23 protein-coding genes and 1 pseudogene are annotated in these 22,058 nt (G+C 57.9%); 7 read left to right on the top strand and 17 right to left on the bottom strand.

The genetic code is table 11. The annotated features are described in order from the left end of the window. Positions 1–523: 523 nt before the first annotated feature. Positions 524–862 (bottom strand): hypothetical protein, encoded by a 339-nt coding sequence (locus JYB85_RS15840; protein WP_207380058.1) that lies wholly within the window; start codon positions 860–862, stop codon positions 524–526. A gap of 335 nt (positions 863–1,197) precedes the next feature. Between JYB85_RS15840 and JYB85_RS15835 the strand changes: the two genes are divergently transcribed. Genes JYB85_RS15835 through JYB85_RS15825 form a run of 3 tightly spaced genes read left to right on the top strand, consistent with a single transcriptional unit; the run spans position 1,198 to position 5,845 of the window. After that, positions 1,198–2,970, top strand: coding sequence for an FAD-dependent oxidoreductase (locus tag JYB85_RS15835; RefSeq protein WP_207380057.1), 1,773 nt, complete (start codon positions 1,198–1,200; stop codon positions 2,968–2,970). After that, complete coding sequence (locus tag JYB85_RS15830) at positions 2,967–4,793, top strand: 2-oxoacid:acceptor oxidoreductase subunit alpha (RefSeq protein WP_207380056.1); 1,827 nt, start codon at positions 2,967–2,969, stop codon at positions 4,791–4,793. The genes JYB85_RS15835 and JYB85_RS15830 overlap by 4 nt, the downstream gene beginning before the upstream one ends. Beyond that, the gene (locus tag JYB85_RS15825) at positions 4,793–5,845 is read left to right on the top strand and encodes a 2-oxoacid:ferredoxin oxidoreductase subunit beta (RefSeq protein WP_207320898.1); all 1,053 of its coding nucleotides are present in this window, start codon (positions 4,793–4,795) and stop codon (positions 5,843–5,845) included. Before JYB85_RS15830 ends, JYB85_RS15825 begins: the two co-directional genes overlap by 1 nt. Before the next feature lie 83 nt (positions 5,846–5,928). Here the strand turns inward: JYB85_RS15825 and JYB85_RS15820 are convergent, their stop codons facing one another. Then, positions 5,929–7,317 carry a tryptophanase gene (locus tag JYB85_RS15820; protein ID WP_207380055.1) on the bottom strand — a complete coding sequence of 463 codons (1,389 nt, stop codon included), beginning with the start codon at positions 7,315–7,317 and terminating at the stop codon, positions 5,929–5,931. Positions 7,318–7,683: 366 nt separating this feature from the next. Here JYB85_RS15820 and JYB85_RS15815 point away from each other — a divergent pair, with 366 nt between their 5' ends. Further along, positions 7,684–8,859, top strand: a complete 1,176-nt coding sequence (locus JYB85_RS15815) for a winged helix-turn-helix domain-containing protein (RefSeq protein ID WP_207380054.1) — start codon at positions 7,684–7,686, stop codon at positions 8,857–8,859. On the opposite strand, the pseudogene JYB85_RS19010 reads toward JYB85_RS15815, so the two are convergent. Further along, positions 8,854–8,997 (bottom strand): annotated as a pseudogene (locus JYB85_RS19010) (excalibur calcium-binding domain-containing protein); the annotation flags it as partial. The gene JYB85_RS15815 and the pseudogene JYB85_RS19010 sit on opposite strands and share 6 nt — an antisense overlap. A gap of 308 nt (positions 8,998–9,305) precedes the next feature. Here JYB85_RS19010 and mnmD point away from each other — a divergent pair. After that, positions 9,306–9,992 (top strand): tRNA (5-methylaminomethyl-2-thiouridine)(34)-methyltransferase MnmD, encoded by a 687-nt coding sequence (gene mnmD / locus JYB85_RS15805; protein WP_207380052.1) that lies wholly within the window; start codon positions 9,306–9,308, stop codon positions 9,990–9,992. Between the two features lie 119 nt (positions 9,993–10,111). Here the strand turns inward: mnmD and JYB85_RS15800 are convergent, their stop codons facing one another. The 3 genes from JYB85_RS15800 to JYB85_RS15790 all read right to left on the bottom strand — a co-directional run bounded on the left by JYB85_RS15800 (position 10,112) and on the right by JYB85_RS15790 (position 12,156). After that, complete coding sequence (locus tag JYB85_RS15800; RefSeq protein WP_207380051.1) at positions 10,112–11,218, bottom strand: DUF6136 family protein; 1,107 nt, start codon at positions 11,216–11,218, stop codon at positions 10,112–10,114. Further along, a complete protein-coding gene (locus tag JYB85_RS15795; protein ID WP_207380050.1) occupies positions 11,215–11,808 on the bottom strand; it encodes an ABC transporter ATP-binding protein in 594 nt (197 codons plus the stop codon). The genes JYB85_RS15800 and JYB85_RS15795 overlap by 4 nt, the downstream gene beginning before the upstream one ends. 111 nt (positions 11,809–11,919) lie before the next feature. Beyond that, the gene (locus JYB85_RS15790) at positions 11,920–12,156 is read right to left on the bottom strand and encodes a transposase (protein WP_207320892.1); all 237 of its coding nucleotides are present in this window, start codon (positions 12,154–12,156) and stop codon (positions 11,920–11,922) included. A 382-nt stretch (positions 12,157–12,538) separates the two neighbouring features. On the opposite strand from JYB85_RS15790, the gene JYB85_RS15785 reads away from it, so the two are divergent. After that, on the top strand, positions 12,539–13,198 hold the full coding sequence (locus JYB85_RS15785; RefSeq protein ID WP_207380049.1) for an OmpA family protein: 660 nt from the start codon (positions 12,539–12,541) through the stop codon (positions 13,196–13,198). Between the two features lie 183 nt (positions 13,199–13,381). Then, positions 13,382–13,759 (top strand): hypothetical protein, encoded by a 378-nt coding sequence (locus tag JYB85_RS15780; protein ID WP_207380048.1) that lies wholly within the window; start codon positions 13,382–13,384, stop codon positions 13,757–13,759. 8 nt (positions 13,760–13,767) lie between these two features. Here the strand turns inward: JYB85_RS15780 and mgtE are convergent, their stop codons facing one another. From mgtE to JYB85_RS15725, 11 genes are all read right to left on the bottom strand, one after another. After that, positions 13,768–15,132, bottom strand: a complete 1,365-nt coding sequence (gene mgtE / locus JYB85_RS15775; RefSeq protein ID WP_207380047.1) for a magnesium transporter — start codon at positions 15,130–15,132, stop codon at positions 13,768–13,770. Between the two features lie 100 nt (positions 15,133–15,232). Beyond that, on the bottom strand, positions 15,233–15,508 hold the full coding sequence (locus tag JYB85_RS15770) for an HPr family phosphocarrier protein (protein WP_207324655.1): 276 nt from the start codon (positions 15,506–15,508) through the stop codon (positions 15,233–15,235). Further along, entirely contained in the window at positions 15,495–16,349 is an 855-nt protein-coding gene (gene rapZ / locus JYB85_RS15765) for an RNase adapter RapZ (RefSeq protein WP_207380046.1), read from the bottom strand. Before rapZ ends, JYB85_RS15770 begins: the two co-directional genes overlap by 14 nt. Beyond that, positions 16,346–16,789 carry a PTS IIA-like nitrogen regulatory protein PtsN gene (ptsN, locus tag JYB85_RS15760; RefSeq protein WP_207380045.1) on the bottom strand — a complete coding sequence of 148 codons (444 nt, stop codon included), beginning with the start codon at positions 16,787–16,789 and terminating at the stop codon, positions 16,346–16,348. Before ptsN ends, rapZ begins: the two co-directional genes overlap by 4 nt. A gap of 3 nt (positions 16,790–16,792) precedes the next feature. Then, a complete protein-coding gene (hpf, locus tag JYB85_RS15755; protein ID WP_207320885.1) occupies positions 16,793–17,080 on the bottom strand; it encodes a ribosome hibernation promoting factor in 288 nt (95 codons plus the stop codon). A 29-nt stretch (positions 17,081–17,109) separates the two neighbouring features. Next, positions 17,110–18,591, bottom strand: a complete 1,482-nt coding sequence (locus JYB85_RS15750) for an RNA polymerase factor sigma-54 (RefSeq protein WP_207320884.1) — start codon at positions 18,589–18,591, stop codon at positions 17,110–17,112. Between the two features lie 113 nt (positions 18,592–18,704). After that, positions 18,705–19,436: an LPS export ABC transporter ATP-binding protein gene (gene lptB, locus JYB85_RS15745; protein WP_207380044.1), complete on the bottom strand. Its 732-nt coding sequence runs from the start codon at positions 19,434–19,436 to the stop codon at positions 18,705–18,707. Continuing rightward, positions 19,433–19,987: a lipopolysaccharide transport periplasmic protein LptA gene (gene lptA / locus JYB85_RS15740; protein ID WP_207380043.1), complete on the bottom strand. Its 555-nt coding sequence runs from the start codon at positions 19,985–19,987 to the stop codon at positions 19,433–19,435. Before lptA ends, lptB begins: the two co-directional genes overlap by 4 nt. Beyond that, positions 19,974–20,534 (bottom strand): LPS export ABC transporter periplasmic protein LptC, encoded by a 561-nt coding sequence (lptC, locus tag JYB85_RS15735; protein WP_207380042.1) that lies wholly within the window; start codon positions 20,532–20,534, stop codon positions 19,974–19,976. Before lptC ends, lptA begins: the two co-directional genes overlap by 14 nt. Beyond that, positions 20,531–21,079 carry a 3-deoxy-manno-octulosonate-8-phosphatase KdsC gene (kdsC, locus tag JYB85_RS15730; protein ID WP_407695864.1) on the bottom strand — a complete coding sequence of 183 codons (549 nt, stop codon included), beginning with the start codon at positions 21,077–21,079 and terminating at the stop codon, positions 20,531–20,533. The genes lptC and kdsC overlap by 4 nt, the downstream gene beginning before the upstream one ends. Next, entirely contained in the window at positions 21,079–22,056 is a 978-nt protein-coding gene (locus JYB85_RS15725; protein ID WP_207380041.1) for a KpsF/GutQ family sugar-phosphate isomerase, read from the bottom strand. Before JYB85_RS15725 ends, kdsC begins: the two co-directional genes overlap by 1 nt. Positions 22,057–22,058: the final 2 nt, after the last annotated feature.

Raw genomic sequence — 22,058 nt, 5'->3', positions numbered from 1 at the left:
TCGATTGCGGGAGTGTTCTGAAACTCTAGCAGCTGGAATGGGTGAATGCTCTTTGGCGTGCCTAAGGTCGCTCCTTCACGTCAATGCAAACGCGACATTGGCGTGCTCCTACCGTAGGTGATGCAGTACACACCTGACGTTGCAGTTTTAAAAAAGCTTATAAAGAAGCTGCGTTTTAAGCAGCATAAAGTCGTGGGTTTCAAACCGGGGGCGCCTAGCCCACACCCGGGCAAGGGGCTTAGCTCGTCCGCGAGCAACTTCCATGTTTAACGGCCAGCTCGCCATCCATGGCTCGCGCTCATAGCGCTCTAACGATCTTCGCCCTAGCATCCCAAAGGGCGGAAGCGGCCATGATAGTGGTAAAAACGCAAACAGTTTTGCGTTTTTAGCGAAAGCCGAAGCGCTCTGCGCGCCACGCGGGACGCCCCCAGTCGGAGCCGACAACCCCTCGGGCTTATGGGCGAAACAGCCAACGCGACAGACTCGCGTCCTGCTCGACTGTCGCTACTTCGGCATCCTTGCCTCAGTTGTCGCCGTTTCTTACCCAACACCCTCGGCGGCTCCAAAGGGGGGAGTTGTGGTGCAACAACCAAACTTCTTCATACTTGTTTGAATTTTGATGATCCAACGTTTGCTGGAGAGGAACACCAATAGCAGCACTGCCGCACCAGCGACCATCGGCGACAGGGACGTCGCCGGCGAGCCTCCAGGGAAGGACTTGCGGCGTGTCGCGGGTGCGGCAGTGCGAAAGTTCGCTCCTTCGCATCTGACCACCATGCGTCCACGACATTGGCGCATCCATGCGCGGCACCCACCGCAGGGGGATAAGCGTGTCGCCAGACAGCGAGATGAACAGTTTCATCTCGCGAGCGTTCCCCGAAGGCCTGTGGCCGCCACGCGGGGATTAGGCATCCGATGGTTGAAGTTGTGCAGCAACATAGAGGTAGCCGCTTTGCCAGCGACAGTCTGCGGCCAGACTTAAACAAGGTCCCCTTTGTTGACCTGGGCAACAAATTTCCCCACGACTTCACGGTTTCTTGATCAATGCTATTGTTTTAACAGTTATAAAACAGTTAAAAAAGAACCGTAGGCGGTTGCTTTTTGTTCAGCGACCGTGCCGTCCTGCAAACCCAGGCACCTGGCCGGCCAGGTGCGCCCCGCTGCCCGGTGGGCAGCGTCCAGATCAGGATGATGACCTTGAACAAGACCGACATTTCAGGTGTGCAGTACTTCCACAAGGTGGTGGACTGCCAATATGCCTGTCCGGCACACACTCCCGTGCCCGAATACATACGTCTCATCGCCGAACGCCGTTACACCGAAGCTTACATGGTCAACTGGCGCTCCAATGTCTTCCCCGGCATCCTCGGCCGGGTCTGCGACCGCCCCTGTGAACCCGCCTGCCGCCGTGGCCGTGTGGAAGAGCAGCCGGTGGCCATCTGCCGCCTCAAGCGGGTCACCGCAGATTACAAAGATGAAATTACCGGGCTGTTGCCCAAGATCCCGACCCAGAAAAATGGCCGTCATATCGCCCTGATTGGCGCCGGGCCCGCCTCGCTGACAGTGGCGCGGGATCTCTTGCCCCTTGGCTATGAGATCACCCTGTTCGACAGGGACCCCAAGGCCGGCGGCATGATGCGCTCGCAGATTCCCGCGTTCCGCCTGCCGGTCGAAGTGCTCGATGAGGAAACCGACCTTGTCCTCAATATGGGCCTCAACTGCCGCTTCGGGGTGGAAATGACCAGCATGGCCAGCCTGTTGGAGCAGCCCTTCGATGCCATCTTTGTCGGCACCGGCGCCCCCAAGGGCAAGGACATGCGCATTCCGGGGCGGGACGAGGCCGATGAGTGGGTGCACATAGGCATAGACTGGCTCGCCGGGGTCAACTTTGGCCATATAGACAGCATAGGCAAGAAGGTGCTGGTGCTCGGTGGCGGCAACACCGCCATGGATTGCTGCCGCACCGCCAAGCGCCTCGGCGGCGAAGACGTCAAGGTGGTGGTGCGTTCCACCTTCGAGGCCATGAAGGCCTCGCCCTGGGAGAAGGAAGATGCCGCCGCCGAAGGGGTGGAGATCATCTGTGAGCATACCCCGAGGGAGTTTGTGCTGGAGGACGGCAAGCTCAAGGGGGTGCTGTTTGACGAGGTTAAGTCTGTGTACGACAGCCGCGGTCAGCGGGAGCTGGTGCCAAGTGGCAAGACTTTGATGCTGGAGTGCGACGCTGTGCTCTGCGCCGTGGGTCAGGACAATGCCTTCCCCTGGATAGAGCGAGATCTGGGCATAGAGTTCAACCGCTGGGATCTGCCCAAGCTCAACAAGCTCAGCCTGCAGTCTACCCTGCCGCGGGTGTTCTTTGGCGGCGATGCCGCCTTTGGACCGAAAAATATCATCACCGCCGTGGCCCACGGCCACCAGGCGGCTATCTCCATCGACCTTTACTGCCAGGGTGAAGATCCCGCGGTGCGCCCGGACAGCGACTACCAGCTGGTGAGTCAGAAGATGGGCATTCACGAGTGGAGCTACCAGAGCGCCATCGATCACGGTGCCCGCAAGGCGGTGCCCCATCTGGACTGGCAAGAGGCGGTGGCGCAACTCAGCGCCGAGGTGGAACTGGGCTATGACGAGCGCCTGGCGCTGCAGGAGGCACACCGCTGCCTCAACTGCGATGTGCAGACGGTATTCGAGGAGGCCCGCTGCATAGAGTGCAGCGCCTGTGAGGACATCTGTCCCATGGACTGCATCAACTTTGTCGACAATGGCCCCGACGAGCAGGTGAAGGCCGCGCTGCGGGTGCCGGAGCTTAATCCCGACCAGGCCCTGTATGTGTCGGGGGCGCTGAAAACCGGGCAGATCATGGTCAAGGACGAGGACGTGTGCCTGCACTGTGGCCTGTGCGCCGAGCGTTGCCCCACAGGCGCCTGGGATATGCAGAAATTCAGTATCGACAACCTGGAGGCCGTGATTAAATGAACCAGAAAATCAATGATTTCGTTGTGAGGTTCGCCAACACCAACGGCACGGGGTCCGCCAGCGCCAACAACATGTTTGCCAAGGCGATTTTCCGCATGGGCATACCCGTCAGCGCCAAGAACATCTTCCCCTCCAACATCCAGGGCATGCCCACCTGGTACGAGGTCAGGGTCAGCGACAAGGGCTACCTCGGCCGTCGCGGTGGCCGCGCCGATCTGCTGGTGGCCATGAATGCCCAGAGTCTGACGGCGGATATCCAGAGCGTCGAGAGTGGCGGCTACCTGCTGTACGACTCCTCCAAACCCCTGGACGAGGCCGTGCTGCGGGACGACATCCATATGCTGGGGATGCCGATTTCGATGATCTGCGTGAAGGAGTACAGCGATCCGCGTCAGCGACAGCTGTTTAAAAACGTCATCTACATAGGCGCCCTGGCGGCGCTGCTGGAGATAGAGTTTCAGGTGCTCAAGGATCTGATTTCCGATCAGTTCAAGGGCAAGGAAAAGCTCATCACCCCCAATATTCACGCCCTGGAGATCGGCTTCCAGTTCGCCACCAGTCATTTTGACTGTCCGCTGCCGTTTCGGGTGGAGCGGCGGGAATACAACCGCGGCAAGATAATGATGGACGGCAACACGGCCACGGCCCTGGGGGCCCTGTACGGCGGCGCCACAGTAGTGGGCTGGTATCCCATCACCCCCTCCACCTCTGTGGTGGAGAAGTTCGCCGCCTACTGCCAAAGGCTGCGGATCGATCCCGCCAGCGGCAACAATAACTTTGCCATAGTCCAGGCCGAGGACGAGCTGGCGGCCATGGGCATGGTGCTGGGGGCCACCTGGAACGGCGCCCGGGCCTTTACCGCCACCAGCGGTCCCGGGGTGTCGCTGATGACCGAATTTTTGGGGCTGGGCTATTTTGCCGAGCTGCCGGCTGTGCTTATCAATGTGCAGCGGGCCGGTCCCTCAACCGGCATGCCGACCCGCACCCAGCAGGCGGATCTGCTGGCCTGCGCCTATGCCTCCCACGGCGACACCAAGCATGTGCTGCTGTTTCCCGCCGATCCCGAGGAGTGTTTCAGCCTTACGGCCCAGGCGTTTGATATTGCCGATCAGCTGCAGACCCCGGTGATCCTGATGAGCGATCTGGAGATCGGCATGAACGATCATCTGTGCTGCGAGCTGGAATGGCAGGATGACTACCAGTATCAGCGTGGCAAGGTGCTGAGTGCCGCCGAGCTCGACGAGCTGGAGCGCTACGGCCGTTACCTCGATGTGGACGGTGACGGCATCTGCTACCGGGTATTGCCGGGGGAGCATCCCCAGAAGGGCGCCTTCTTTACCCGAGGCACCTCCAGGGATCGCTTTGCTGTCTACACAGAGAAGGGCGATGAGTATGTACAGAACATGACCCGGCTGGCGGAGAAATTCCGCACCGCGGTGCGTTACCTGCCCAGACCCGAATGCCGCGAGGGTGACAAGAGCGCCGCCATTGGCCTCATCTATTACGGCAGCACCACTGCGGCCATAGAGGAGGCCCAGGATCTGCTGCGGGATCAGGGACTGAGTTCCGATTGCCTGCGGATCCGCGCCTTTCCCTTCCATAGCGAGGTGCAAGACTTTATCGAGCGCCATCAGCAGGTGTTTGTGATAGAGCAAAACCGCGACGGCCAGATGCGCACCCTGCTGACCATGGAGCTGGAGCAGGATCCGCAGCAGCTGCAAAGCGTGCTCCACTTCGATGGCTTGCCCATCAGCGGCCGTTTTATTGCCGCCGAGATAGTGGCCAGAATGGCCCGTGACGCCCAAACCCAGGAGGCAGGCTGATGAGTTTCCAGAAATCCAAGTTCCACCATCCCAGGTTACCGCTCAACGAGCTGGGACTCAGCTACCGCGACTACGAGGGCAGCCTGTCGACCCTGTGTGCCGGTTGTGGCCACGATGCCATCAGCGCCGCGGTGATCCAGGCCTGCCATGAGCTGTCTATTCCGCCCCACAGGGTGGCGAAGATGTCCGGCATTGGCTGTTCCTCCAAGGCGCCGAACTACTTTATGAACCGGGCCCACGGCTTCAATACCGTCCATGGCCGTATGCCGTCGGTGACCACGGGGGCCAACATGGCCAACCGCGAACTGATCTATATCGGCATGTCCGGTGACGGCGACACCGCCTCCATCGGCCTGGGGCAATTTGCCCACGTGGTGCGTCGCCGCCTCAACATGCTGTACATGGTGGCCAACAACGGCGTCTACGGCCTGACCAAGGGCCAGACCGCGGCCACAGCCGATCTCGGCAGCCACAGCAAGAGCGGCGAAGCCAATCTGTTTGCCGATATCGACCTGTGCGTGATGGCGCTGCAACTGGGGGCCAGCATGGTGGGCCGCAGCTTCTCCGGTGACAAGAAGCAGCTGGTGCCGCTGATCAAGGCCGCCCTGTCGCACCGGGGTTTTGCCTTCCTCGACATCATCTCCCCCTGTGTGACCTTCAACAATCACGCCACTTCGACCCGCTCCTATGACTATGTCCACGAGCATATCAAGGCCGCCGGGGTGGTGGATTTTGTGCCGGCGCGCACAGAAATCGTCAGCAAGTTCGACAACCAGAAGCTGGAGGATATCTGTCTTCACGATGGCTCGATTCTGCGCATCCGCCGCACCGACGATGACTATGACACCCACGACAGCCGCAAGGCGGTGGCGGCCATAGAGGAGCACAAGGCCAAGGGCGAGATACTCACTGGGCTCTTGTACATAGACCCGACGCCCCAGGAGTACCACGAAATGGCGGGCACCTCGGCCACGCCGCTTTCGCGCTTGAGTCAGGAAGATCTCTGTCCCGGCAGTCGGGTGCTGGCCAATATCAATGCCAGCTTCCGCTGAGGTCTGGGACAAGGCATAAAGGCACTTAAACAAACGCCGGGATTATCCCGGCGTTTTTTATGACAGCGTAACTTGAGCCCCGGTTATTCCAGGGAGCGAAAACGGGCGGTAAAGTGGCGCAGCACCGGCGGCTCATAGTCAAAGGCCAGGCCCTTGATTTGGCCGGCACGGCTTTTCAGTTCGATCAGGCAGTCGGCGATATAGTCCATATGGTCATTGGTATAGACGCGTCTGGGTATGGTCAGGCGCAGCAGCTCCAGCGGCGAAGCCTTTTGCTCACCTGTTTTGGCATCGCGCCCCAGCAGCAGTGAGCCAATTTCCACCCCGCGAATGCCACCCTCCAGATACAGGGCGTTGGCCAGGGCCTGGGCCGGGAACTGCTGGGCGGGAATGTGCGGCAGCAGCCGCGCCGCATCGACAAACACAGCATGGCCACCGGTGGGATACTGGATCGGAATGCCGCCCTCCAGCAGGCGGCTGCCGAGGTATTCCACCTGGGCGATGCGGTACTGCAGGTAGTCGAGATCCGTGCCTTCCTTCAGACCTATGGCCAGGGCCTCCATGTCGCGCCCGGCCATGCCGCCGTAGGTGACAAAACCTTCCATGGGCACACACAGGCACTGCACCTGACGGAACAGCTCCTCATCGTCCTTGAAGCAGCACAGGCCGCCGATATTCACTAAGCCATCCTTCTTGGCCGACATGGTGAACATGTCGCCGTAGCTGAACATCTCCAGGATGATGTCGCGGATAGGGGTATCCTGGTAGCCGCTCTCCCGCTGGCGGATAAAGAAGGCATTTTCGCTGAAGCGGGCGGCGTCTATCACCACGGGAATGCCATGGGACTTGGCCAGCTGGTAGACGGCGCGCATGTTGGCCATGGACACGGGCTGGCCGCCGGAACTGTTGCAGGTGATGGTGGTGATCACAGCCGCTATGTTGGACGCACCATGTTCCTTGATGGTGCGCTCCAGCGCCTCGAGATCGAAATCCCCCTTCCACTCGTAATAGTGGTGGGTGTCGAAGGCCCTGGGGGTCACCAGGTTCAGCGGTGTGGCACCGTTAAGTTCCACATGGGCGGCGGTGGTGTCGAAGTGGTAGTTGGACAGAAATACCGGAGCGCTGGAGTTCAGACGCTTGATAAGACAGGGAAACAGGATCTGCTCGGCGCCGCGGCCCTGGTGCACCGGCAGGGTATAGCGGTAGTTGAACAGCTCGGAGACAGTGTCCTGCAGATGGCGGAAGTTGCGGCTGCCGGCATAGGATTCATCCCCCAGCATCAGGCCGCTCCATTGGCGGTCGCTCATGGCACCCGTGCCGCTGTCGGTCAGCAGGTCGATGTAGACCTCGTCGCTGTTGAGCAAAAAGGGATTGTAACCGGCCCGGGCCAGGGCGGCCTGGCGCTCCTCTGGGGTGCAAATACGTATGGGTTCCACCATCTTGATGCGGAAGGGTTCGGGAATTCGACGCATGAAAAATACTCGCTCTTAATAAACGCTTGAATACACTGGCGCTCTGCCAGCAATGTCAGATTGATTTGCCCGGAAGGGCTGGTTTAATGGCGTGGTTCAGCGGCGAGGGAAGTCATAAGCAAGGCGGATATCCTGCGTATACCAGGCAGGGATCAGACAGGGCATACCTGAAACTGTGTTCATTTGGCTCTCCTGTTGCTTATGGGGGATGGTTCGATACTAGGACCTGCTCGGGGAACAAGTAAAGCCCGGGCCCTTTGGCGTGGGACAGCTCCCTGTCACGAAAAGTCTCCAGCCTGGCTCCGGGCGCTTGCTCCCGCGGGCGAAATCGTCAACTATGGTGCCAGTTAGCAATGCGGAGCCCCCATGTCCAATCCCTATTCCCGCCAGGAATGGCAACGCCTCAATCTCGCCTGCCAGGGCCTGCTTGATCCCCCCACAGATGTGGCCGATGCCGTTAATCGCTTGGGCTATGTGCAAATCGATTCCATCCATGTGGCCGCCCGGGCCCATCACCATGTGCTGCACAGCCGCTTGCCGGATTACAGCCAGACCGATCTCGATGCCGCCCAGGCACGGGGGGAGATTTTTGAATACTGGTCCCATGCCGCCGCCTATCTGCCGATGGCGGATTATCGCTTCAGTCTGCAGCGCAAGCTGGCGCTGAAAAACGGCGATCGCCACTGGTTCGAGCGCGACAGCCAGGAGATGCGTGAGGTGCTGGCAAGGATCCGCGCCGAGGGACCGCTGAGGGCGGCGGATTTTGAGTCGGCCAAGGGCCGCAATAATGGCTGGTGGGATTGGAAACCGGCCAAGAAGGCGCTGGAGCAGCTGTTTATGGAAGGGGATTTGATGGTGCTGCGCCGGGACAAGTTCCAGAAGGTCTACGACCTGACGGAACGGGTGTTACCGGCCCATGTCGATTGCCGGGAGCCTGGGGAGCAGGAGTTTGCCGGCTATCTTATCGACCGTTTCCTCGGTGCCCATGGGGTTGGCACAGTGAAACAGATGGCCTATCTGAGGCGCAATGTACAAGCCGCGCTGACCCGGGAGCTGGCTGAGCGGCGGGAGCAGGGGCGACTGCAAAGCTTTAAAGCCGACGGTCAGGAGCACTGGTTCGACCCGACCCGGGTGCCGCCTGCGGCGCTGCCGGATAAGGTCTGGCTGCTGAACCCCTTCGATAACCTCATCATCCAGCGGGAGCGTCTGCGCCATTGGTTCGATTTTGATTACCTGCTGGAGGTTTACGTGCCCGAGGCCAAGCGGCGCTTCGGTTACTACACACTTGCGGTGCTGTGGCAGGACAGCTTTATCGCCCGACTCGATGTGAAGGCCGACAGGGACAAAAAACTTCTGCTGCTGCGGCAACTGACCTTGGAGCCCCAGGCCTATGACGCAGCGGGAAACCTCAAGCCCTTCCTGCCCGCGCTGAAGCAGGCCGTCGCCGACTATGCCCGCTTCAACGACTGCGAGCGCTGGAAGCTGGAACTGTGCAGCGACAAGCAGCTGAAAAGCCACTACCGCCGTCAGCAGTGGCTATAGTCCGAACTGGCGCTCGCAGGGGATGCCGTCATGATCGCCATCCATCTTGGTATTTGGACAATTTTTCAGGAAAAACTCGGCTTCAGCGAAGGAGCGCATTTGGCTGCAATGTTGCCGGCCATCACAGGTAAATTGAGGTAATTGAGGTGTTTGCGAGAGTGGCTCTTGCTCAAACTCGCTCTCAATAACGTCTTCTTCCTGTATGTCGGCGCCATCGGACGTTGCCAAATTACGCTGTTGGTAATGCCAGGCAAGAGTTGCCAAGGCCAGAATCAAGATTAACTTTTTCATTTTCCTTGTCCTTGTCCTTAAATCCTTTGGAAGTCGCAGCTTATTCTGGTGCTTGAAAATATTCAAATTTTCCATCGCCGGTTATTACTGAGTGGCATGGATCTGCATCAAGCCCATTGGGTAAAATGCGCTTTTTTGGCAAGCAGGAAGATGGCATGACCGACATTCGCCTTGAAGTCACGGCCGATGGCTCCCACACCCTGGTCAACACGGCGCTGGCAGAGAGCTATCACGCCTTTAACGGTGCCCTGACCGAATCCCTTTATGTCTATATCGACTCGGGTCTTTGCGCCCTGGCCGAACATACTCAGGAAGTTCGCATTCTCGAGGTGGGTTTCGGCACCGGGCTGAACGTGTTGCTGACCCTGCAAAAGGCCCGCGAGCTGGGGCTCAGGGTGCACTACACCAGCCTGGAGCCTTATCCCGTGGCGGAAGCGCTGCTAGCCCACCTCAATTATCCGGCGCAGTTGGCCTCCCTGTATCCGGCGGCGCCGCTGGCGGACGATTTTGCCGCCATTCACCAAGCCCCCTGGGATGCGCCGGTGAAGCTGAACGGGGATTTTGTGCTGCACAAGCGCAACCTGGGGCTTGAATCTCTGCCATTGGCCGCTGCCGCTGCCAACCTGATCTATTTCGATGGTTTTGCCCCGTCAAAGCAACCGGAGCTTTGGGGGGCGGACAATTGCCGCAAATGCTTTGCGCTCTTGGACGCACCGGGCCTGTTGGTGACCTACTGCGCCAATGGCCAGTTCAAGCGGGATCTCAGGGCGGCGGGCTTTCGGGTCCAACCCCACCCAGGCGCTTTGGGGCGCCGGGAAATGACCCGCGCCTGGAAGGACTGAGTACATAGGGCTCGAAAGCAGCATAAGCTTCAGCCTTAAGACCAGGCCAAAAGATTAAACCAAAAGATTAAACCAAAAGATTAAACCAAAAGATTAAACCAAAAGATTAAGCCGAAAGATTAAGCCCAATGGCTCAGCAGAAAACACTCCAGCAGCAACAGGGTAAGGCAGACAAAGGCTCCCAGGCTGAAGCGCTGCGGCCAACGGGCCGCCAGGCATTGCAGGCCCAGGGTCAGGGCCAGTAGCAGCAGGGCACTACGCCAGCCGGGCAGCGCAGGCAAGCACAGGGGCAACATCAACGTCGTTTGGACCAATAGCAAGCCCTTGGCCTGGCGCTGCTTGGGCAGGCTCGCCAGCCACAGCTTGAGCGCGGCAAGCTCACGATTGAGCACGAATTGCCAGGAGGCCGCTATGCAGGCCAATAACCAGATAAGCATTAGCTGGCCGTAGGGTTGCAGTTCGCTGGGCAGGGAAGCGATGGGCGCCAGGCGCGCCAGCCCCAGACACAGAAGGGCCCGCAGCAGCCAGCCGCGACCTTTGTGTAGCAGCAGTGACGCGCTGAGTGCCAGGGCTGGAGGGAGCTTAAATGTTTGCCATCGGCCCTTGGGCTGTTTGGCATTCAGTTTTCCGGCCGCCGTCGCCATTCGGGGCAGGACAGTGAGCAATGCCAGCAGAGCAACTTGCCCGCTCGTGGACATCAGCCAGGAAGGCGGCAGGGTCAGCAGCGGTAGCGGCAGGAGCAATAACCAGGGCAGGCAATGGGGTCTGTGCAGCAGCAGGCGACTCAGCTGCGCCAGATTGGCCAACAGCAGAAACTGTGCCGCCAGTTCGGGCCAGCGGCCAGGCGGAATCGACAGCAGGATCAGCGCCGGCAACAGCCATAGCGGGCTCAGCAGCGCCAGCAGCAATTCCAGCCCTTGGTGCCAGCTGTGGTGGGATCGGGATTGGACTAACAGCAACTGAAATTCACTGGCCCTGAGCAGCGGCGTCAGAGTCCAGATCCCGAGTCCCTGCAGCAGCAATATCGCTTGCCAAATCTGCAGGCGTTCAGCTGCAGCCAGTTTGGGATCCAGCAATATGCCAAAGGCGTAAATGAGCGCAAACAGGGCTGCGGGTAAGGCACTGCCGAGCAGGGTCAGGGTCAAAAGACCGCTCTGGCGCAGGGCACTGAGCTGGGCCTTAAGTTGTTCCGCCAGCAGCAATAATCTCAGTTGCAGATAACTCATGGGGGGCTCAGCCTCAAGCTCGGCTCGAAACCTTTCTCAATGAATTCTTCAGCTTCATGGCTGGTGGCAATGATCTGACCGGGATAGTCGTCCAGCAGCTGCCAGAATACCTCCCGGCTTGCCTGGTCCATGGCGCTGTTGGCCTCGTCAAGCAACAGCAGCTCACTGGGGCGTGCCAGGGCCATCAGGAGCTGCAGTTTCTGCAGATTGCCGCTGGACAGATGGCTGATGCCTTGCCCCAGGTGGATCTCCAGGCCGAGACGCTGGGCCAGCGTCGCCATGGGCTCGGGCGCCAGCTGCCATTGCCCTCGCCAGTACTCCAGCAGAGCGCGGGCACTCATGAATCCCGGCAGGGTGACCAGTGCCGAGCACAGACTGGCCTGATTGGGGGCTTGCGGCAGGGGCTTTCCCTGCCACAGCAACTGACCGGCATCGGGGCGGTAAAGCCCGGCGATCAGGGCCAGCAGGCTGGATTTCCCTATACCGTTGGGCCCCAGCAACAGGCATCTTGGCGCCTCGAAGCTATGGTTGAGACCAAGGAAGAGTTGCCTCTGGCCCAGCTGGAAATGCAAATCTGTTATGGTAAGCATGTTAGGTATAACTGCGGTGACATGAGCTGTTAGGCGGGCAGTAAATCGAAAAGTTCCCTGTAATTTAAAGGGATTAAGGCCCCGAAACGGGGCCTTATATGGACAAACTTGTCACGCCGGACGGACGTCCAGTTCCTGACTGAGGGCGCGGATCCGCCGCTGCAGCAGGGCAATTTCACTGTGCAGTGCCTGTTCTCTTTGCCAGGGTTGCTGCTCGCTCTGGCGCACCCATTGGTAAAGGGTTTTGCTGGAAATGCCATATTCCTTGGCCACATCCGACAGCAGGCGGCCCCGGGCCTTGACCTCAGCTATCAGCAGGAGTTTGAGATTATCCTGATCGAGATTCATGTCTCAGCCCTCCCTTATGGCATCCAGTACCGGGTCCAGCTCCCATTGGCTGCATCCCACCCGGCTGAGATAGAACCACTCGCAATGGCACAGGGTTATCAGTCGTTGCAGTTGATTCATGGGTCACTCCTTGGTTGCTAACTTCGCCGCAGTCAGCCATGACAAAAGTGTGCCAAATTAGAGCTTTTATTTTTATTCAATAAGATCAGTACGATATAAGTGTTATGTGAATAGCTGCTTATCAGGGCCGAGATCCTCTTGGTGCACCTTGCCCCGATTTAGTGCTTGCACAGCTGCTTACTCCCTCGCCGCTTGCCATTTCTGCCATTGCCAGATTGCGTCAGGTCACTATACTGGCGGAAACACTAATATGAGGTGAAGCATGAAAATTAAAGCTATTTGCGCTGCGCTGGCGCTGAGCGTCGGCGTTTCCGGCTGTACCACGGTCAATCCCTATACCAATGAAGAGCAAACCTCCAAGGCCACCAGTGGCGCCATTATAGGTGCCATCGCCGGTGCTGCAGTGGGTGTGGCATCTTCCAGCAAGAAAGATCGCGGCAAGGGTGCCCTGATAGGCGCAGCCTCCGGCGCCGCCGTGGGCGGTGGTATCGGTTATTACATGGACGTGCAGGAAGCCAAACTGCGTGAACAGCTCAAGTCCACCGGTGTCAGCGTGACCCGTGAAGGCGATAACATAGTGCTGAACATGCCCAATGAAGTGACCTTCGAAGTCAACAAAACCGAACTGAACCCCGGCGCCAAGCGGGTGTTGGATTCAGTGGTACTGGTGGCCAAGGAGTACGACAAGACCCTGCTCAATGTAGAAGGTCATACCGACAGCAGCGGCAGCGACAGTTACAACCTGCGCCTGTCCCAGGTGCGCGCCAGTGAAGTGGGCAACTATCTGTTGACCAAGGGCCTGCCTGCCAAACGTGTTGCGACCGAGGGTAAGGGCGAGATGGAACCCATAGCATCCAACGCCGATGCCGCCGGACGGGCCGAGAACCGCCGGGTGGAAATCATCCTGTCGCCACTGCAATAAGCGCCGGACGGGCCCAGGGCTCGCAAGCGAATCCCAAAGCGCCGCCATCCGGCGGCGCTGTTTTTTCCCCGTCAACAATCCTTGGCACAATTTCGTCCTGTTTATCAGTCGGATAAAGCTTGCCTGAAGTTCAGATTCATTTTTTAATGGAACGACCTGCCGTAAAAATCAAATGAGGGTGGCATGAGTGATCCCAAAGGCCTGCCTATCGCCGTCGAGTGCCTCGGTGATGAGGTGTACCTGCAATCACTGCATTATGATCTGGCCGGCCTGTCCCTGTGCCTGAAGGTGGAAAATCGCCTGGTGGAAGTCTGCTTTCACTCTATTCAGGGGCTGCGGATGCTTAACGAAGGCGACCTGTTGGAGTTCTGGGCCGAATTCAGTCTGTCCAATGGCTGGTTGTATCAGCTGTCGGAAGGTGGTTGGTTTGCGCTAGAGTCCAACCGCAGCGGCTTTATGGCCAGCGGCGGCAAGGTGCTCAATGAATTTCTGATCGTGACCCGCAAGGAATGTGTTTCCGTGCTGTCGGCCGAGTCCATGCCCTCGGTGCGCTGGGGTTGATTGCTTAATCAGCGCAGCAGGAATAGGGTCGCCAGTCCCAGAAAGGCAAACAGGCCGATGACGTCGGTCACTGTGGTCAACAGCATGCCGCCGGCCAGCGCCGGATCCACCTTGAGTTTCTTCAGCAGCAAAGGTATGGCGGCCCCCGCCAGACCGGCAACCGTCATATTGATTAACATGGCGCCGCCAATCAGGGCCCCCAGCTGCCATTCGCCCTTCCAGACCCAGATGGCCAAGCACACCAGGCTTGACCACAGCAAACCGTTGAGAAATCCAATGGCCAGTTCCTTGCCTAGCAGCCAGCGGGAGTTGCTCTGGCCTATGTGGCCCAGGGCGATACCGCGGATCACCAGCGCCAGGGTTTGATTGCCGGCAACACCACCCATGCTTGGCACTATGGTCATCAGAATGGCTATGGTGGCAAATTGCTCCAGGGTGTTTTCAAACAGGTTGCTGACCGAGGCCGCCAGCAGAGCCGCGAACAGGTTGATGGTCAGCCACATGGAGCGGCGCAGGGTGCTTCTGAGTACGGGACCGAAGGTATCTTCGTCCTCGTCCATACCGGCCATCCCCATCATGGTGTGATCGGCATCTTCACGGATCACGTCCACCACATCGTCAATGGTGATCCGCCCCAGCAGGCGGCCGTCCTGATCTATGACCGGCGCCGATAGCCAATCGTGGCGTTCAAACAGCTGTGCCACTTCGGAATCGGTCATGGTGACGGGAATCGCCTCCAGATCCGCATCCATCAGTTCCCGTACCGGGGTGCTGGGATCCCGGGTCAGCAGGGTGGCGATATTGACGCCGCCGAGCAGTATGTCGCGCCTGTCGACCACATACAGGGTATCTGTGGCCTCCGGCAGGCTGCCGCGCTGCCTCAGGTAGCGCAGGATCACGTCCAGATTCACATCGGGTCTGATGGTGACAGTGTCGGTGTTCATCAGGCCGCCGGCGCTCTCTTCCGGATAGGCCAGGGCCTGCTCGGCGCGGCTGCGATCCTGGCTGCCCATGGATTGCAGCACCTGCTTGTAGAGGCTATCCGGCAGGCTGCGCAGTATGTAGGCCAGATCGTCGGTATCCAGACCGGCGGCGGCCCGGGCCAGACGTTCGGGGCTCATTTGGCGGATCAGCTGATCTTTCAGCTCTTCCCCCAATTCTTCCAACACTTCGCCGGTTTGTTCCTGATCTATCAGTTGCCACAGGATCTGGCGGGTGCGCGGCGGCGAGGATTCCAGTACCAGGGCGATGTCGGAGGCGGCCATATTGAGCAACATCTGCCGCACATGGACAAACATACCGCTGCCCAGTGCCTGGTTGAGCTGGCTGAGCCTGAGTTCCGTTTGTTCATTGTCCAGCAGCTCTACCGCCATGGCATCTTCCCCCAAGAATAGAAGGGCTTATGGTAACAAATTTATTGATACAGCAGGAGGGGGAAGCGTTGCGGTCGAATGCCGCAGTGAGTGAGCTGACTCAGCAGTCTTCGTCGAAGCGGGCCTTGACCAGGTTGCACAGGGCATCCATGGCTTGCTCTGCATCTTCACCTTCGGCCACTATGCGCATGGTTTTGCCCATGCCGGACTCCAGCATCAGCAGTCCCAACACACTGGACGCCGGTGCCTGTTTGTCGCCTTGGATCAGGGTCACGCTGGCCTTGAATTCGGACGCCAGTATCGCCATTTTGGTGGCGGCACGGGCGTGCAGGCCCAGTTTATTGACTATGGTGATATCACGTTCAAGCCTTGGCAAGATTAAGCTCCCTGTGGCGTGCCTCGACCTTGTGTTTGGTGTTGCTGAAGCGTTTGGCCAATTGTTCTGCGACATATACCGAGCGGTGCTGACCGCCGGTGCAGCCTATGGCTATGGTGAGGTAACTGCGGTTGTTGCGCTCCAGATGGGGCAACCAGGTTTCCAGCAGATTCTCTATCTGCCAGATAAATTTATTCACCAGCACCTGGCGTTCCAGGAACTGTTGTACCGGCTCATCGAGGCCGGTCAGGGGCCTGAGTGCAGTCTCCCAATGGGGATTGGGCAGAAAACGTGCGTCGAACATAAAGTCGGCTTCCGCCGGCATGCCATGCTTGAAGCCAAAGGATTCGAAAATGATCACCAGCTCCTTCTCGCTGCGGCCGAGGAGGATTTCACGCACCATATCACTGAGTTCATAGACATTGAGTTTGGAAGTGTCTATGTAGTGGTCCATCAATTGTGACAGGGGTTCAAGCAGCTTGCCCTCGAGCTTGATGGCGTCCGCCAGGGACATCTTGCTTTTGGACAGGGGGTGCAGTCTGCGGGTTTCGCTGTAGCGCTTGAGCAGCACCTTGTCGCTGGCATTGAGGAACAGGCTGATCAGCTCGGTACCTTCGGGCAGGGCGGCCAACTGTTGTTCCAACACCTTGTGCTGTTCCGGCAGGTTGCGGACATCGACACTGATGGCCACCAGTTCATTGCTGCTTTTCAGCTGGGCCAACAAGGGGCCTATCAGCGGCAGTGGCAGGTTGTCGACACAGTAATAGCCGAGGTCTTCCAAGACCCTCAGGGCAACGGATTTGCCCGAACCGGAACGCCCCGAGACTATGACCAGTTTCATCCGGTGATCACCTGATAGAGTTCACCGTCATCCTGGCTTTTGCGCAGTTGCTTGATGATCTGCTTGTCGTTGAGCTTTTCTGCCATGGCGGCGAGTGTGCTCAGGTGCTGCTGACATTGGTCCGATGGCACCAGCAGCGCAAACAGTATGTCAACCGGTTGTTTATCTATGGCGTCAAAGCTGATGGCCTCTTCACATTTGACCAGCACGGCGATCGGGGTCTCTATGCTGTTCAGGCGGCCATGGGGGATGGCAATACCATTGCCTATGCCTGTGCTTCCCATTTTTTCTCGGGCCAATAGGCTTTCGAAGATCTCTTGAGAAGAGAGGGTGGGGTACTGGGCGCTGGCGATATCGCTGATCAGTTCCAGTACCTTTTTCTTACTGCCCGGAGTGGCACAGGTGGTGCACTCCGGCCTCAGGATGGTACTCAGTTCCATCTTTTAGTGCTTAGTCAGTTTCTCTTTGTGTTTGATGACCTGACGATCCAATTTATCAATCAGAGCGTCGATGGCGGCGTACATGTCTTCATGCTCAGACGTGGCAAACACTTCACCACCATTGAGGTGCAGCTTGGCTTCTGCAATCTGCTGCATTTTTTGAACATTGAGAACAACGTGCACATTATTGATCTGTTCGAAGTGGCGTTCAAGCTTGGTAAATTTGCTCTCTACATAGTTACGCAGTGAATCTGTAATTTCGATATGGTGCCCAGTCAGATTGATTTGCATAGACACTTTCCTCCAGTATTTACAGTGAGTTATAAGCTTTTACGCTGGTTTGACGGCGGGATCAGCATTGCTTCACGGTACTTTGCAATGGTACGTCTAGCAACGTTGATTCCCTGTTCCGCCAGAAGTTCCGCCATTTTGCTGTCGCTCAATGGTTTCTTCTGATTTTCTGCAGCCACCAACTTCTTGATAAAGGCGCGGATGGCCGTAGACGAGCATTCTCCTCCGTCTTCCGTACTGACATGGCTGGAGAAGAAATATTTCAATTCGAAAATGCCCCGAGGGGTATGCATGTACTTTTGGGTGGTCACCCTGGAAATGGTGGATTCATGCATTTCCACCGCTTCGGCTATGTCGTTCAGCACCATGGGCTTCATGGCTTCTTCACCGTATTCGAAAAAGCCCTGCTGGAACTGCACTATGCAATTGGCCACCTTGAGCAGGGTGTCGTTGCGGCTTTCCAGGCTCTTGATAAACCACTTGGCTTCCTGCAGATGGCCGCGGATAAACTGGCTGTCGGCCTGACTGCGACTGGTGCGGGCCATGGCGGCGTAATGCTGATTGACGTTGAGCTTGGGCATGCAATCGGGATTGAGCTCCACCACCCAGCGGCCATTTTTCTTACTCACAGAGACGTCGGGGATAACGTACTCGTCCTTGCCGGACGTGACCTGTTCGCCCGGACGGGGATTGAGGCTCTGGATCAGCACTATGGCTTCACGCAGCTCATCTTCCTTCAGACGGGTTTTACGCATTAGGGTGCGGAAGTCCCGGGCGGCAATCAGATCCAGATGGTCGCGGATCAGTAGTTTGGCGTTTTCCAGGTGTGGTGTGTCGGCGGCAAAGTGGGCCAGCTGGATCAGCAGGCATTCACTGAGGTCCCTTGCCGCCACCCCTATGGGGTCGAAGTGTTGGATGCGCTTAAGTACGGCTTCCACTTCGTCCAGCTCCACTTCATCGTCGCCCATGGCTTCGAGTATGTCTTCCGTGGTCTGGGTCAGGTAACCGCGTTCATCTATGGCGTCTATGATGGCGGTGGCTATGGCCATGTCGGTGTCTGAGAAAGGGGTGAGGTTCTTTTGCCATTCCAGGTGTTCATAAAGACCGTCGCTGGTCTCTCCCTGGAAGGGCATATCATCATCGCGCATCATGGAGCCGCTGCCGGAAGCAGGGGCGGCGGTGAACACTTCGTCCCAGGTGGTATCCATGGGCAATTCATCGGGCATGGACTGCTGGGTCAGGGCGTCGGAGGTTTCCAGGGTGGAGCTGTCATCGTTACTGCTGGCGGTGACGGGCTCGGAGAAGTCGTCCTGCTCCCTGTGGTCTGAATCGCTGCGCTCCTGGCTGTCGAATTGGTCATCGTCCAGCTCCAACAATGGGTTGGAATCCAGCGCTTGTTGAATTTCCTGTTGCAGTTCAAGTGAAGAAAGTTGCAACAGCCTGATGGCCTGTTGCAATTGCGGCGTCATGGTCAGTTGTTGGCCCAGCTTGAGCTGGAGTGACGCTTTCATCTACTGCGGATCCTTGACTGTTATTGTTATCAGAAAGCTGTTTTCTATCAGTTTTGTGAACTGCTGGCCAGTTGCACTCTTCCTTAATGAGATAGAGATCAGGCTAAATTTAACTATAGCCTGAATTGCTCACCCAAGTACACCGCCCGCACCTGCTGATTGTCCAGAATCTCGGCAGGGGTGCCTTCGGCGATGAGGTTGCCATGGCTGACTATGTAGGCTTTTTCACAGACATCAAGGGTTTCTCTGACGTTGTGATCTGTGATTAATACGCCGAGGCCGCGGCTCTTGAGCTGCTCAATTATTTTCTTGATGTCGATGACCGAAATAGGATCGACGCCGGCGAAAGGTTCATCGAGCAGAATAAAGCGCGGATTGGCGGCCAGGGCCCGGGCGATTTCGACCCGGCGCCGTTCACCACCGGACAGGGACATGCCCATGTTGTCGCGGATATGGGTGATGTGGAACTCTTCCAACAGCTGCTCCAGTTCCTCTTCGCGCTGATCCTGGTCCAGCTCCTTGCGGGTTTGCAGTACCGCCATGATGTTGTCATACACGGACAGCTTACGGAAAATACTGGCTTCCTGGGGCAGGTAGCCTATGCCCTTGCGGGCCCGCAGGTGCATGGGGTCCAGGGTCAGATCGTCTTCGTTGATATGGATGCTGCCCTTGTCACTTTTCACCAACCCCACCACCATGTAGAAAGTGGTGGTTTTGCCGGCGCCATTGGGACCCAGCAGGCCGACCACCTGGCCGGTGCGCACGCTCAGACTGACGTCCTTGACCACGGTGCGGTTCTTGTAGCTTTTGGCCAGGTTGCTGGCCTTAAGGGTCAGTTCCGTCATTGGCGAACCGGCTCCTTATTCTGATCCTGTTCTTCGGGCTTGGGCTCCAGCTGTTCCTGGTAATTCTCGGGCTTGATGATGGTAATTACCCGCTCGTCACCCTTCTGGCTACTGTCGGCCTTCAGCTGCTGCTTTTCAATGTCATAGACGATTTTGTCGGCGCTGACCTGGCTACCTTCCTGCTCGATTTTGGCATTGCCCGTGAGCGTCATGGTGCGATTGTCCATGTTGTAGCTAATCTCATTGGCGCTGGCGCTGGCCTCGCGGCCGTCATCCAGGGTCTGACTGTAGGTGGCGGGCTGGCCCTTGGCCACCAATACCCTTTGTCCCGTGGCTTCATCTGTATAGGCACTGAGTTCCTGGGCGTTAATCTTCAGGCTGCCCTGGGTCAGCAGTACCGGCCCACCATAGACCACCCTCTTGTTCTTGATGTCGGCAAATTGGGTGGCGGCGGCAATTTTCACTTCCTGCAACAGGTCGTTGTTTTTGGCTGTGGCCATGGTGGTGCACAGGCACAGTGCCAGTGCCAGCAGGGTTTTACTTGGGTTCATAGCTTCCTTTTACCTGACTGAGCAGTTTGACTTCCTGGGCATTGAGATCGGCGTACAGACCTTGGCCGGTGACATTGAATCCGTTGCCTAAGACCAGAATTGGCCTATCCGAAGTCATTATCATAGTGTTCAAATCCAGCTCCAGATAGCTGGTGGACAGATTTTGCAGCGGTTCCTGTTGGCTGATGGCCTGGATTTGCACGTCCTGCTCCAGTACCACCTTGCCGCTGTTTTTGCTGAGCTTGCCGCGACCGGCGGACAGACGCCATTGGGCCGCACCTTCATTGGGGTAAATCAGATACACGGGCTCGGTGAATTCGGTAATGTTGCTGGCCTGGAAATGCTCCATGTAGCTGGCACTCACCTTGCTGCTGAGCTGGCCTTTGTCATTGTATTCGACACTGCGCAGCTCGGTGGCGATAAAGTCCGGTTGCAGTAAGGATGGGGTTTGCTTGCCTTCGCCCGCATTCTGTTTCGACTGCACCTGCCAGTAGAGCAGCAGCGCGGTGCCGAAGAAGGCGATAATGGCCAGGGTCACCCGGTTCATACGCTCATCCCGTGGGCGCTATCAAACTTGTCCTGGGCCATCAGCAACAGGTCGGCCAGCTCCCGCAGGGCGCCAAAACCGCCACCCTGGTAGGTGACCAGGTCCGCATGCCGTCTGACCCAGGGATGACCATCGGCAACACAGACCGACAGGCCTACCGCCTGCATGACGGGCAAGTCCACCATGTCATCGCCTATATAGGCCGTCTGTGTGGCGCTGACGCCGTAGAGCTTCAGCAGCTCCTCATAGGGTTCGAACTTGTTGTCCACGCCCTGATAAATGTGCTTGATGCCGAGCGCCTTCATGCGGTTCTCAACAATCTGTGACTTGCGGCCTGTGATCACTGCCACCTGGATACCTGCGCCGAGCAGGGCCTTGACCCCGAAGCCGTCGCGGGTGTGGAAGGTCTTGAGTTCTTCGCCCTGGTTACCCAGGTAAATTCGGCCATCGGAAAATACCCCATCCACGTCGCAAATAAGCAGTTTTATCTGTTCGGCTTTCTGCCAGTTGGTCTCTGAGACCGGGCCATAGAGTGCTTCTCTCATCAGATCACCCCGGCCTTGACCATATCCAGCATGTTGAGGGCGCCTATGGGACGCTTGTCGGCATCGACCACTATCAGGCCGTTGATGTTTTTGTCTTCCATCTGTTTCAGGGCCTGGGCCGCCAGAATGTCGGCGCTGGTGGTGATGCAGTTGCGGGTCATAACCTCGGCAATCCGGGTTTGTCTCAGGTTAATCTGGGCGTCTATCACCCTTCTGAGATCACCGTCGGTGAAGATCCCCTCCAGACGGCCGTCTTCATCGATAATGGCGGTCATACCCAGGCCTTTTTTGGAGATCTCGTAGAGGGCCTCGGTAATACAGATATCGTGTCCCACCAAGGGCAGGTCGTCACCCTTGTGCATCACATCACTGACCTTGAGCAGCAACTTGCGTCCCAGGGCGCCGCCCGGATGAGACAGGGCAAAGTCGTCCTTGGTGAAGCCCTTGGCCTGCAGCAGGGCCACGGCCAGGGCATCGCCCATCACCAAAGTGGCTGTGGTACTGGAGGTGGGTGCCAAGCCGAGGGGACAGGCTTCTTCCTGTACCTTGATACACAGATGCAATTGCGCCAGCTTGGCCATGGTGGATTCGGGCTTGCCTGTCATGGCTATCATGGGAATGCCCTGGCGCTTGATGACCGGCATCAGGGTCAGGATTTCGCTCGATTCGCCGGAATTGGAGATGGCCAGCACTATGTCATTGCTGCTCAGTACGCCCAGGTCGCCATGGCTGGCTTCGCCAGGGTGCACGAAAAATGCCGGTGTGCCCGTGCTGGCCAGGGTAGCGGAAATCTTGTTGCCAATGTGCCCGGATTTACCCATGCCCATGACTATCACCTTACCGGTGCATTGCAGTATCAGTTCGCAGGCGTCGGCAAATTCATCGCTGTCGACGAACTGGTACAGGTTGTCCAGCGCCGCTTTCTCTATATCGATGACCTTTCTGCCCCATTGGCGCAGCTGCTTTCTGTCTAGCATAA

This window comes from Shewanella sedimentimangrovi, from assembly GCF_017354965.1.
In the GTDB taxonomy this organism is placed as follows: Bacteria; Pseudomonadota; Gammaproteobacteria; order Enterobacterales; family Shewanellaceae; genus Shewanella; species Shewanella cyperi.
The sequence above is the reverse complement of the archived record's forward strand: the minus strand, read 5'-3'. Positions and strand labels throughout refer to the sequence as shown.